Genomic DNA, 13443 nt, shown 5'->3' on the forward strand with positions numbered 1-13443 from the left:
TATATCAGGTTGGGTGGGTCGATAATCAAAAATTAAAAATGCAGTAGGTTGTTTCTTTATGCTGGCTTTGTACAAATATCCCGGCTTTAAAAGAAGCTTTGAAACAATTAGTCGCTAAATTGTAGTATTGAAAAAATGCCCTGATGACAGACACCGGAATTATCACCCTCCTATTGGTTATCGCGAATGTTGCCTTCTCTTACAAAGGCTTTACCAACCAGACATTCTTCGACGGATATAAGTTTGAAGTAGACAGGATACTCATTAATAAGGATTATAAACGGCTTATCACGTCAGGCTTTTTGCATGTGGGGTGGACACATCTTATCTTCAACATGATAAGTCTTTACGCTTTCAGCGGACTTATCGAATCTTACCTCGGAGGAACAAAATTTCTGATCATCTATTTCGTGAGCCTGATCGGCGGCGACCTGCTGTCTTTATTCGTGCACAGGAACCATGGAGATTATAATGCTGTCGGAGCATCAGGCGCCGTATGCGGGGTGATCTTTGCATCCATTGCATTGTTCCCGGGAATGGATATCAGTTTTTTCGGGATCCCGGTTTTTATCCCCGCGTGGTTGTATGGGATCCTGTATGTGTTGTTATCAATTTATGGCATTAAGTCAAAAAAAGACAACATCGGCTATGAAGCTCACCTGGGTGGAGCATTGGTCGGCATGTTGGCAGCCTTGCTGATTCAGCCTGCTGCTTTTGCAGAAAATTACCGTACAATTTTAATCATTGCAGTTCCCACACTTGCTTTCATTTACCTGATCGCGACACGACCGCACATTTTATTCGTTGATAATTTTTACTTCAGGACACACCAGGATCATTATTCGATTGATCACAAATACAACGAAGAAAAAAATAATCAACAGAAGGAAATTGACAGGATATTGGACAAGATAACTAAGAAAGGGATGGAGAGTTTGAGCAGGAAAGAAAAAGAGAGACTTAAGCAATATTCAGAAAAAGTACTATGAAAAACAGCCCGGCTTTTTGATATAACAGATACCTGTAAAATAAGATATTTCCGATAATATTGTACTTCACAAAAACTGTTCAAATGTGAGATCAAATACTTTATTCAGGTGCCACTAAGTATTTATTGACCTTGACAGGAGCATGGAAATTCCAGGTGTGATTGCTATAATTTTTCCTAAATTTCCAGTATTGAAGGAATGGGCGTATGCTGGATTTTTCTTCGCAATGCCTGGTGCAATTTATTCACCTATAACTTGTCGGAGATGGCGGTAAAGTTAATTTCCGGGCATTTCATGCCTGCAGACAGGAAGCCTGTTTGTATCAATCCATCATAATTTTTGTTTAAAAAAAATATCATCATGGCGAAAACAAAACAAAAGCTGCCTGCGGGGCAACAAAAAGAACTCCTCTCCATTTTGAAAACCCGTTTTGAAAAAAACATGGGCCGTCACAAAGGGATCACCTGGCCGGAGGTGGAAAAGAAGCTTTTGGCATCTCCGGAAAAATTATGGTCATTGAACGAAATGGAAATGACCGGCGGTGAACCTGATGTAGTAGGCACCAATAAAAAAACAGGGAAATTCCTGTACTTTGATTGTGCAGCGGAAAGCCCTAAAAATCGCCGGAGCATCTGTTATGATGGCGATGCCCTCGCTTCCCGCAAGGAACATAAACCATCCGGCAGCGCACTCCAGATGGCAGCGGATATGGGGATCGATATCCTCACGGAGGAGCAGTACCGCGATCTGCAACAACTCGGAAAATTTGATACAAAAACTTCCAGCTGGGTAAAAACTCCGGTGGATATCCGCAAGCTGGGGGGTGCATTGTTTTGCGATTGCCGGTACAACACCGTTTTTACCTACCACAACGGCGCCGAATCTTATTATGCGGGTCGTGCCTTCCGGGGAGTGATTGGCATCTGAATGAAAAAACAAGCAATTTCAGGTTCATTTTTTTGTTGTTCCGCCAGTTTCCTAGTAATTTTATAGACTTTCCATTGATCCTGGTCATATTATCAATTAATCTCTAAAAATTATAATCAGATGAGCTTACGATTAAACAACACAGCGCCCGATTTTACGGCGGACACCACCAAAGGAACCATCAATTTTCACGAATGGATCGGCGATGGCTGGGCGATGCTGTTTTCGCACCCGAAAGATTTCACGCCGGTATGCACCACCGAACTGGGTTATATGGCGAGGATAGAACCGGAATTTACCAAACGCAATTGTAAGATCATCGGCCTGAGTGTAGACCCTGTGGAAAGTCATTTGAAATGGGAAAAGGATATTGAAGAAACACAAGGGGCTGCGGTAAATTACCCGATGATCGGCGACCCTACCCTTGCTGTAGCGAAACTGTATGATATGCTGCCCGCCGAAGAAGGTGACAGCTGCGATGGAAGAACGGCGGCTACCAACCAGACAGTGCGTTCGGTTTTTGTAGTTGGCCCGGATAAAAAGATAAAACTACAGCTTACGTACCCGATGACAACGGGGCGCAATTTCAATGAAATATTACGCGTGTTGGATTCTCTGCAATTGACCAGCGTGCATAAAGTGGCCACTCCTGCCAACTGGCAGAATGGCGATGATGTCATCATCGCCGGCTCAGTATCGGATGAAGAGGCGAAAGAAAAATACCCGGAAGGGTGGAAAGCGCCGAAGCCGTATCTGCGCATCGTGGCACAACCGAAATAATATGAAGCCGGCTTCCATTTCTGGAAGCCGGTTTGTTTTTTAGGGTTGACTACCGGGAGTTGACTACCACGGGTTGACTACCGCAGGTTGACTACCACGAGTTGACTACCGCTGGTTGACTACCGCAGGTTGACTACCGTGGGTTGACTACCACGGGTTGACTACCGTGGGTTGACTACCGTGGGTTGACTACCACGGGTTGACTACCGCAGGTTGACTACCGGGAGTTGACTACCGGGAGTTGACTACCGCGGGTTGACTACCCATTCCCACAAATCATACACTCCTGATCATTTTAGTTATTATGATAACCATTTATTTCCTAAAAGTTTTCAATAAATACGCTGGATACCTTTCACCCAGTACTACAGTGCCGATACGCCTTCTGTGATCTGATTAAAATCACCCTCAGCCCGTAACCCGCAACTATATCTTCTTGGCACACAATTAGCATATCTCCTACCAAACCTTTAAATTTATTAGCATGAACAAATTGGTAAGAGGCCTGATAGCAGGCTATGGCGCAAAAAAACTCGGTGGCGGATGCCTCGGTACCGTACTCGTATTCATCATTATCTGGGTGGCATTAGGGCACTGCAGTTGATGCATTCATTCCACAATATGTTTTTCTAAAATAAAAGGTGGCCCTTACGGGCCACCTTTCTTTATTTAAACTGCGTGATTCAATGAAGGTCAAATCTGTCGAGGTTCATCACTTTGTCCCATGCCGCCACAAAATCCTGTACGAATGTTTCCTTCGCATCTTCACAGGCATATACTTCCGCGATTCCGCGTAGTTCAGCATTTGACCCAAAGATCAGGTCTACTCTTGTACCCGTCCATTTCAATTCACCGGTATTTCGGTCATGCCCCCAGAATAATTGCTGCGAATCGTTGGCTGCTTTCCAGGTGGTACTCATGTCCAACAGGTTCACAAAGAAATCGTTGGTAAGCACTCCCGGATTTTTTGTAAACACGCCATTTTTGCTCTGATCAAAATTGGTGTTCAGCACACGCATTCCACCGACCAGCACTGTGAGCTCCGGAATGGTGAGCGTGAGTAATTGCGCTTTATCGATCAGCATTTCTTCTGCAGATGAATTATGCAGTGACTTCGGATAGTTCCGGAAACCGTCGGCTGCAGGCTCCAGTACCTGAAATGAATCAACATCCGTCTGTTCCTGCGAAGCATCTGCCCTTCCTGCTTTAAAGGGAACTGTGATGGTGTGGCCGGCATTTTTCGCAGCCTGCTCCACGGCAGCGCAACCGCCCAATACGATCAGGTCGGCAAGCGATACCTCCTTACCATATTCTTTTTTGATATTTTCCAGGGCAGCTAAAACCTTGTTCAATTGCGCCGGGTTGTTCACTTCCCAGTCTTTTTGCGGTGCCAGGCGAACACGTGCGCCGTTGGCCCCGCCACGTTTATCCGAACCCCGAAATGTAGAAGCCGATGCCCATGCTGCCGATACCAGCTCCGGCACAGATAAACCTGTTTCGAGTATTTTAGTTTTAAGTGCAGCAATATCATTGTCATCGATCAGTTTATCCGCCGGAGCAGGGATCGGATCCTGCCAGATCAGTATTTCACCTGGCACATCTTTTCCAAGATAACGCACGCGTGGCCCCATGTCGCGGTGAGTCAACTTGAACCATGCACGGGAAAAAGCGTCGGCAAATTCTTCAGGATTTTCGAGGAAATGGCGGGATATCTTTTCATACGCCGGATCCATGCGCAACGCCAGATCACTGGTAAGCATGTTGGGTGAATGTCGTTTTGAAGCATCATGCGCATCCGGAACGGTTCCTGCACCGGCGTCTGCTTTAGGTTGCCATTGATGGGCACCTGCAGGGCTTTTGGTCAGTTCCCATTCGTACCCAAAAAGGTGTTCGAAGAAGTCATTGCTCCATTTGGTGGGAGTTTTTGTCCAGGTCACTTCCAGGCCGCTGGTGATGGTATCACCGGCATTTCCGCTGCCATAACTGTTTTTCCAGCCAAGCCCCTGTTGTTCTATTCCCGCTGCAGCCGGTTCATCGCCCATATATTTGCCGGGATCGGCAGCGCCATGCGTTTTACCGAAAGTATGCCCTCCGGCTATCAATGCCACAGTTTCGTAATCATTCATCGCCATACGCCCGAAAGTCTCGCGGATGTCTCGGGCAGATTTCAGCGGGTCGGGATTACCGTTAGGCCCTTCAGGATTTACATAGATCAATCCCATCTGCACCGCCCCTAAAGGATTATCGAGCTCGCGATCGCCGCTGTGGCGGGCATCTCCGAGCCATTCTTTTTCACTTCCCCAGTAAATGTCTTCACCGGGCTCCCATACGTCTTCCCTGCCTCCGGCAAAACCGAATGGCTTTAAACCCATCGATTCCAATGCGCAGTTACCGGTGAGGATCATCAGATCAGCCCAGGATATTTTTTTCCCGTATTTCTTTTTGACCGGCCATAAGAGTAATCTTGCCTTATCGAGGTTCACGTTATCCGGCCAGCTGTTGAGCGGGGTAAACCGTTGTGTACCCGCGCCTGCACCACCTCTTCCATCCGAAATGCGGTAGGTGCCTGCACTGTGCCAGGCCATACGGATGAAGAAAGGGCCGTAATGGCCAAAATCAGCGGGCCACCAATCCTGTGAGGAAGTCATCAGTTCAAACAGATCCTTTTTCACCGCATCGAGGTCGAGGCTTTTGAACTCTTCGGCATAATTGAATTTTTTACCCATCGGGTTGGAAAGCTCCGAATGCTGGCGAAGAATGTTCAGCTTGAGTTGGTTTGGCCACCAGTCGCGGTTGCCGGTGCCGCCACCAGCACTTTGTTTGAGCGCCCCGCCAAGAAAAGGGCATTTAGCCGCATTACTGGGATCATTTACATCTGCCAGTACAGTCTGATCGTCTTTCTTTTCCATTTATTATAGTTTAATGTTTTTGATTCAAGTTTTTTCACCCCAAAGTTATTTTATATCTCTACGGTTACTCTTGTAAAATACCGAAAAACAAAAAATTATAAAAAAATATTTATCCGTTTACATACGTATACAAATAGATGTAAATACTTTACTTACGAAAGGTTTTCAGCAGAAAGAACATTGCAAATAAATTTTCCTGAAGAACGGGCAGTGAAACCCCGTATCCGTGAACTCTCCGCACCTGCCCCGCCAAACGGCGTAGGGTGAAAGCAAACCTCAGGTACGTAAAATGCGCCACAGTGCTGCTTCCACATTAGAAGCTCATACTCAATGTTTTCCATCCTGAAATTTTAAAGGCATATCATTTGCAACTGTAAGCCGTAAACAATAAAATTTATTAAATCATCCTGTTATGAAAAATAATCGCATTATTGTGCGTGGCATTCGGGCTGGCTTTTCCCACTACGGCACAGTCACCAAAAACAGAAACCCAACTCACCACAATTAGAATTAAAAACTAAGAATCGGGATGGGAAGATCGAAGCGAAAAATAATCACAGATTTTAAGGGAGATGCAGGCGATTGCACAGATTATTTTGCTAACGCAAAATAAAAATGCATTTTATAAAATATTGGATTTTTAATGATCACTCCATTTATTATTAAGTGTTTTTTCGTTTTTACGAAGTAAAAATAATCTGTGCAATCGCCTTCATCAATTTGAAATCTGTGATCCAATTTCCCTATTGATCTCCTCTGTTATTCTTAATTTTTAATTCTTAATTTGTCCCATGTTTTCTCCTGCCATAAAAAGAAATATCGCCCGCATCATTCCATTTGCCGTTTTTTGGCTGGTATTCAGTATCGTGTATTCATTGCTTGAGAGAGGGCTACTCGGCAAATCCAATGTATATCCATCCACCGGCAATCCATATGATTTTCATAAAACGATCTGGGTTACGGCTTTTACTGCCGTCATCACAGGATGCATTATCGGCTCCATTGAAATATTTTACCTGAACAGACTTTTTCAGAAAAAGAGTTTCGCGAAAAAATTACTTTTCAAAACGCTTATCTATCTCGGGCTGATCATACTTTTCCTGCTGGGAACTACCATGCTGTTCAATGCCAGCCTGCTTGATGCCTCCCTTAATAACCCGGATGTATGGAAAAACGTTTATGCGTTCTTTTCCAGTTATGCCTTCTGGAGTGTGTGCATCTACATTGCAGTGGCAATAGGTGTTTCATTGTTTTATGCTGAAGTAAGCGACAATCTCGGCCAATCGGTTTTGCATAATTTTATCACGGGGAAATATCACCGGCCCAAACAGGAAAACCGCATTTTCATGTTCCTCGATATGAAATCATCCACTACCATTGCCGAGCAGATGGGGCATGTACATTATTTTGAAATGCTGAAGGAATATTTCGCGGATATGTCTGTTCCGATCATCCGTTACTCCGGCGAAATCTATCAATATGTCGGCGATGAGATCGTGATCTCCTGGCCGCTGCACAAAGGTATTTACAGAAATAATTGTGTCAATTGTTTTTATGCCATCCGTGCCGCACTTGCCCGGCAAAAAGAAAAATATCATTTTGCATTTGAAGTATTTCCCGAGTTCAAAGCCGGCCTTCATTGCGGCAAAGTGACCGCGGGAGAGATCGGTACCATCAAAAAAGAGATTGTTTTTACAGGTGATGTATTGAATACCGCTGCCCGTATACAAGGGCTTTGCAACACGTATGAGTCTGACATTCTTTTATCCGGGGAATTGCTCGAAAAACTGGACCTGCAAAAGGATTTCACCATTACGCCGCTCGGCGAAAATGAATTGAGAGGAAGGGATGAAAAGATCAGTTTATTTACAATAAATAAGAAAGAAGAAAGATGAAATAAGGAATAAGAAAGTGGGGTTATCCAGATGTACCTACTTTCTTATTCCTTATTTTTTATTCCTGATTTAATATTTTATGTTTTTCCATCCAGTCAACTTCCTTTTGTGCAGATAACGCCTGAATGATACCCACCAGAAATATGGCACCTACATTACCCGCAAGGAATGCGAGTTCGTAGCTTTTGTAATAAGAAATGCCCCCGTAAGAATGTTTGAAAAATGTGATCACATCGGATACATAAGCTGTACCCCACATCAATAACGCTATCGTAAAGACCGCATAGGAAAAGTAGCGCACGGGAACCGAAGGATGATATTTTGTCCGCTGGAAATAAATAATGTATACCGTGATGAACAGCGCAGCGGGAACCGTAATGATAAAGAGCATATAGATATACACCATCACCGGTAACTTGTCGAGGAAGCCGAACGTCAAACGCAGCAACAGCAGCAACAGCAAATTGGCCGCTATAAAGCCGACAAACACCAAAAAGATGGTACCGAATAACCTGATATATTTACTAAGCCTTTCTCCCATGATACGTTTGTTTTAATTATCCCTGTTATTAAAAATAACTGAGGTTGGTTTTTGGTGTCAGCGTCAGCAAGGTTTCATACATCAGCTTCACCGTATTTTCAATATCCGAACGATGCAACATTTCAACCGTAGTATGCATGTAACGCAGCGGCATGGAAATGAGTACCGAAGGGCAGCCATCGTTTGAATAGGCAAAAGATTCCGTATCGGTTCCGGTGCTGCGACTTACCGTTCTGAGCTGGAATGGTATCTTGTTTTTTGTGGCGGTTGCCTGTACCAGGTCGAGCAGTTTGTTGTGAACCGCAGGGCCATAACAGAGCGACGGACCTTTACCACTCACACATTCACCTTCGATGATCTTGTTGATCATCGGTGTGCTGCTGTCGTGCGTAACGTCGGTAATGATGGCAACATCCGGCTTGATGCGGCGTGCGATCATTTCGGCGCCCCGCAACCCGATCTCTTCCTGCACGGCATTCACGATGTATAAACCAAAAGGTAATTTCTTTTTATTTTCTTTCAGCAACCTTGCTACTTCCGCTATCATGAAACCACCGACACGGTTATCAAATGCACGGCCAATGAGAAAATCATGCGCCAGTTCGTCGTAACCATCCACATAAGTGGCCACAGCGCCCACATGGATCCCCAGTTCCTCTACTTCTTTTTTGCTTCTTGCCCCGCAATCGAGGTAAAGGTTTTCCACTTTTGGTTGAGGCTCTTTAGAATCGTTGTTGCTAAGCCTTGTATGGATCGCCGGCCAACCGAAAACGGCTTTCACCAGTCCTTTTTTCCCGTGTATCACCACCCTCATGGAAGGAGCTATCTGATGATCTACGCCGCCATTACGTTTGAGGTAAATCAGGCCTTCGGCCGAAATATAATTGACAAACCAGCTGATCTCGTCGGCATGGGCTTCTATCACCACTTTGAATGGCGCCGAAGGATTTATCACGCCTACCGCGGTTCCGTAAGGATCGGTAAAAAATTCGTCTACATAAGGTTTCAGGTAATTCATCCAGATCTTCTGCCCGCTGGTTTCAAAGCCTGTGGGGGAAGCATTGTTGATATAATCTTTCAAAAAACTGTAAGACGCCGGAGTGATCAGCGATTTGGGTTTACTTGCTTTAGCCATGGAGTTGAAATATTTTCTGATGCAAAAGTAATTAAATAGCGGCTATATAAGTAGCTGCCGAGGATATTAACATTAATCCGTCCACGAGGAAATAATAAAAAAAGTAGCCGCGATCCTTCACGAGCGAAAGCCGGTAAACGATCCATACCAGCAGGCCGGTAAGCCCGAAGGCGATCACTTGGGGCGTATCATTGAAATGCTGCCGTACCAACACACCCGCCACAATGTATAACCCAAAAACCACATACATGATGATGCTGAGTGTGCGCCTGCTCACATCCGTGGCCAGGCTATGCAGGGAGTGCATTTTATCGATCTTCATATCCCGCATGTCAAAGAGGATGCAGAGTTGCAGCATGAAACAAAAGCGGGTGAAGAATAATATAGCCGTAGGCGTAGCCGCTTTGTATGCATTTGCAGCCGGGATCATCACGGTAACCCATGCCCAGGTGGCAGCCAGCAGGATCGTCTTTAAAAAACCGGCTTTTTTTGTAAAGGACACAAAACGGAACGGCCACAGCGGAAGTGAATATAATAGCGTAAGGCCGATGGCCGTAGAAATATAAAAATAATATCCGCTAAGAAACCAGAGGCAATACAACATACCGATTCCGGCCAGCGAAAAAAGTAATATATAAGTGCGGTTTGCCTTCAGGAAAATATCCAGCTTCGTGCCGCTACTGAAGGAATATTTGCTGAGAAGCCAGTAAAAATTATAACTGCCAAGGGTGGCAAAAAAAGTAAACCCGTAAACATAATTGTCTGCGGAAAGGTGCAGAATGCTATATGTCTGAAAACACAGCGCTACGGCGCAGAGGGAAATAAAGACCGAATGGGACAGTAAAAAGTGAAGCCACTTCATTACGGAGTAATATAATAAACCGGTTCTGTGATGATGACGTTGCTTTTATTTTTTTCAAAATCCATCACGTATACTTCAAAACGCAACGTGTCGATGTAAGGATGTGTGGGTACTGTAGGGGTGCCCACTAATATTCCGCGGCCATCCGAAAGCCTTATTACCACTTCAGCATTCAGGTCTTTGCGCTGGATCTCCGGCGCCATCGGGAAAGGGAAGGAATCGATATCAAAAGGCGGGATGCTGAGATTTTTCACATATACATAGGAGGTATCTTCACCTGGTGCGAAGCCGAAATCACCTTCCGAATCCGTCAGCTGAATAGAAAGCAAAGGGCTCGAAAGCGAAGGATTTAAAGAACCTGCAGCAAACGTGTTTGGTTTCATGGAATTGAACCTGATCTGTGGCGCTGTAGTATACTTATCTTTTTTGCAGGCAGAAAATGCCACTACCAGGATCGCTAACAGGAATGTGATTCTCATTTGTTTCATTTGCTCAAATTTACTGATAGAAATTGAAATTATTGGTTAAAAGTTACAGGTTGAAGGTTGAAAGTTGAAAGTTGAAGGTTCGCAAACATTGAACTTTGAACCTTGAACCTTGAACTTTTTAGCTAATTTTGCGAAGCGAAAATGCCCCATCCCAACTCCATACGAACAGACATATTTAACACCGACAGTGCTGCATTTGAAGAAACAGCGTTGCGGGTGTTCCTGTACCAGTATGAGCATACGGCTTTTTACCGGACATATTGCAACACAATCCGTATTGATCCTGTCAGGGTCGACAGCCTCGAAAAGATACCTTTTTTACCCATCCAGTTTTTCAAATCGGCCACCATTACCAGCGGTGATTTTGTGCCACAGGTGATATTTGAAAGCAGCGGCACTACCGGTTCTGTCAACAGCAGGCACCTCTTAAAAGATACGGGGTTCTATGAAGAAAGTTTTTTGAAAACCTTCGGATTATTTTACGGAGATATTCAGGATTGGTGCATCATCGGCCTGCTCCCCTCTTACCTTGAAAGAAAAAGCTCGTCGCTGGTGTACATGGTAAACGAACTGATCAGGCGCTCCGGGCATGCTTCGGCCGGTTTTTATCTATACGAACATCAGCAGCTGCATGACACTTTGCTGGCAAACGAAACTGCCGGACAGAAAACGTTGCTTATTGGCGTAACCTATGCCCTGCTGGACTTTGCAGCCAGTTACAGGATGCAGCTGAACCATACCGTTGTAATGGAAACAGGTGGTATGAAGGGGCGCAGGGAAGAACTGACGAGAGCCGAAGTACAAGGCATTCTGAAAGACAAGCTGGGACTGAAAAAAGTACATTCGGAATATGGGATGACGGAATTACTGTCGCAGGCTTACTCCCTGGGTGAAGGGATATTTCAATGCCCGCCCTGGATGAAAGTATTGCTGAGAGCGGAAGACGACCCTTTTGAAATAACGATTCCCGAAAAGATGTTGGTGGAATCAAAAGGCGGAGTAACCAATATCATCGACCTGGCAAATTTGTACAGCTGTTCTTTCATCGCCACGGATGATATCGGCAAACTCTACAGCAACGGGCATTTTGAGATATTGGGAAGATTGGATAATAGTGATATAAGAGGGTGTGGATTAATGATCAATTAAGAATGATGGAGGAGACAAAAGCGAACGGGGATCGCGGATTTCAAAGGGATGAAGGTGATTACACAGATTATTTTGCTGGCGCAAAAGGAAAATGCAGTTTATAAGAAGTTGAACTTTTAACAATCCTTCAATTTATTATAAACTGCATTTTGGTTTTTACGAAGTAAAAACAATCTGCGAAATATCCTTCATCCCTTTGAAATCCGCGATCTCCCTTCTCTTCGTTCTTCTTCGCTTCAATTCGTAATTTTTAATTCGTAATTACCTGCGTTTGCTTTTCAGGTATTTGTCCCGGATCACTCTCCACAAGGGCTTCTGATACACTTTACTTTCTACCCAGGAGAAGATATCCAGGTACGCATACGACCTGGTTTCGAACCGGCTGGTTTCAAATTGGATGATCTTCTCCAGAAATTTCTCAAACTCCGGCTGGATCTTTTTCGGGGAAATGTAGAACGACCTTTTCAAAAATTTAAACATCTCTTCTTCCACAACGGTAAGGTTCTGCATTTTGGCCATGAACCGGTAAGCCGCTTTGATAAGGTGTTCCATGATATCCACGTTCCCAAGTTCGTAATGAGCGATGAGGTGGAGCAGGCGTGCATAACATTGCAGATCGTTGCGCAGATCCACATTGTCGTTGATGATCTTGCGGATATAATCGATACATTTTTCGTAATCACCGGCGCCAAAATACAACGTCGCGATCTTATAGTTGAATACAAGCACCCGATGTTTATCGATAAAAAGATAATAATCGTCGAGTTTCTTTTCTATATGCGGAACAATGGCCAGGCCATCTTCAAATTTTCCACGGTTGATGAACTTGTTGAGCTTTGCACTGTATAAGTATATAAACGTTTGTACACGCGTGTTATCGTGTTGATTCGCGATATCCGTTTCGGCAAAATGCTCGAATTTCTCCAGCGTTTCATTGAATTTTTTATAATTCTTCAGATCGAAATGGGCATTCAAAAGGTTGTGCATCCCTTTTATATAATGCCCTGGTTCTATCTCGATCATTTTCCGGTCATTGAAAAGTTCCACCCATTTTTGCGTGTAGCGGTAATACATCAGGAAATCCTGGCGGATGAATGCGAACCAGGTATAACTCTGGTAGAGATATAATTTTTCGTAAAAGCCCAGCTCGTGCGGGAATTCGGTGGGCAGATGCTCCCGGAAATATGTTTTGATCCCTTCTTCATCTTCCTCATTACGGGCATGCCCGTTTTTGATATACCAGCTATAGAGCTTGAGAGCGAGATTGGAAAGCTTGGTGATCATCGTCCTTTTTTCATTCACTTCTTCCGCTTCGGCAGTCAATTGATCGGCCCTGTTTTGCATACTGCGGGTGATGTGAAGGGTTTCGATCTTTTTTTCCAGGGAAATCGTCTGGATCAAAAAGCTATCTTGGTGATAGGCTGTCGCCAGCTCTTTCACCTTTTCCAGGATCTTCAGGCTCTGATGATAGAGCCCTTTATTATATAATATACGGGCATAATCCAGTTGCTCGTGCAGCTGAAGATCAATACTGTCGGTACTTTTGAGCACACGGAGACTGGCCAGTAATTGTTTGTAAAGATGCGCCTTGATATTTGCGAGCTGCGGCTTTTTGATCGACTTTAATTTTTTAAGCAATATTGCCTCATCATAATAAGACAGTTTATCGAGTGCATCAAAAAGCTCGATGATCTTGAGGTCCTGGTTGGCAGAACTCCGGGTGATATATAGTTTAAAATTCCGTTTTTCAGCCTTTTCAAGCGAATGT

At 44.4% G+C, this 13443-nt stretch carries 12 protein-coding genes; 6 read left to right on the forward strand and 6 right to left on the reverse strand.

What is annotated here, in order from left to right; genetic code table 11:
• The first annotated feature begins 143 nt into the window (after positions 1-143).
• From EGI32_RS08740 to EGI32_RS08755, 4 genes are all read left to right on the forward strand, one after another.
• Positions 144-989, forward strand: a complete 846-nt coding sequence (locus EGI32_RS08740; RefSeq protein ID WP_255155012.1) for a rhomboid family intramembrane serine protease — start codon at positions 144-146, stop codon at positions 987-989.
• A 142-nt stretch (positions 990-1131) separates the two neighbouring features.
• Positions 1132-1263: a DoxX family protein gene (locus EGI32_RS08745; RefSeq protein ID WP_255155013.1), complete on the forward strand. Its 132-nt coding sequence runs from the start codon at positions 1132-1134 to the stop codon at positions 1261-1263.
• Positions 1264-1349: 86 nt separating this feature from the next.
• On the forward strand, positions 1350-1916 hold the full coding sequence (locus EGI32_RS08750) for a DUF4256 domain-containing protein (protein ID WP_255155014.1): 567 nt from the start codon (positions 1350-1352) through the stop codon (positions 1914-1916).
• 120 nt (positions 1917-2036) lie between these two features.
• Positions 2037-2696, forward strand: a complete 660-nt coding sequence (locus EGI32_RS08755; protein ID WP_255155015.1) for a peroxiredoxin — start codon at positions 2037-2039, stop codon at positions 2694-2696.
• A 683-nt stretch (positions 2697-3379) separates the two neighbouring features.
• On the opposite strand, the gene katG is transcribed toward EGI32_RS08755, so the two are convergent.
• Positions 3380-5605, reverse strand: a complete 2226-nt coding sequence (gene katG, locus EGI32_RS08760) for a catalase/peroxidase HPI (RefSeq protein WP_255155016.1) — start codon at positions 5603-5605, stop codon at positions 3380-3382.
• Between the two features lie 791 nt (positions 5606-6396).
• Between katG and EGI32_RS08765 the strand changes: the two genes are divergently transcribed.
• Complete coding sequence (locus EGI32_RS08765) at positions 6397-7500, forward strand: adenylate/guanylate cyclase domain-containing protein (protein ID WP_255155017.1); 1104 nt, start codon at positions 6397-6399, stop codon at positions 7498-7500.
• Positions 7501-7558: 58 nt separating this feature from the next.
• Here the strand turns inward: EGI32_RS08765 and EGI32_RS08770 are convergent, their stop codons facing one another.
• Genes EGI32_RS08770 through EGI32_RS08785 form a run of 4 tightly spaced genes read right to left on the reverse strand, consistent with a single transcriptional unit; the run spans position 7559 to position 10526 of the window.
• Complete coding sequence (locus tag EGI32_RS08770; RefSeq protein ID WP_255155018.1) at positions 7559-8041, reverse strand: hypothetical protein; 483 nt, start codon at positions 8039-8041, stop codon at positions 7559-7561.
• Between the two features lie 28 nt (positions 8042-8069).
• Positions 8070-9176, reverse strand: a complete 1107-nt coding sequence (locus EGI32_RS08775; RefSeq protein ID WP_255155019.1) for a M42 family metallopeptidase — start codon at positions 9174-9176, stop codon at positions 8070-8072.
• 31 nt (positions 9177-9207) lie between these two features.
• Positions 9208-10038, reverse strand: coding sequence for a UbiA family prenyltransferase (locus EGI32_RS08780; RefSeq protein ID WP_255155020.1), 831 nt, complete (start codon positions 10036-10038; stop codon positions 9208-9210).
• Positions 10038-10526: a hypothetical protein gene (locus tag EGI32_RS08785; protein WP_255155021.1), complete on the reverse strand. Its 489-nt coding sequence runs from the start codon at positions 10524-10526 to the stop codon at positions 10038-10040. The genes EGI32_RS08780 and EGI32_RS08785 overlap by 1 nt, the downstream gene beginning before the upstream one ends.
• 141 nt (positions 10527-10667) lie before the next feature.
• On the opposite strand from EGI32_RS08785, the gene EGI32_RS08790 reads away from it, so the two are divergent.
• Complete coding sequence (locus EGI32_RS08790) at positions 10668-11675, forward strand: acyl transferase (protein WP_255155022.1); 1008 nt, start codon at positions 10668-10670, stop codon at positions 11673-11675.
• Positions 11676-11936: 261 nt separating this feature from the next.
• Here EGI32_RS08790 and EGI32_RS08795 read toward each other — a convergent pair.
• A partial coding sequence (locus EGI32_RS08795; protein WP_255155023.1) for a hypothetical protein occupies positions 11937-13443 on the reverse strand: 1507 nt, incomplete at its 5' end.

The organism is Ferruginibacter sp. HRS2-29 (genome assembly GCF_024343615.1).
Lineage (GTDB): Bacteria > Bacteroidota > Bacteroidia > Chitinophagales > Chitinophagaceae > Ferruginibacter.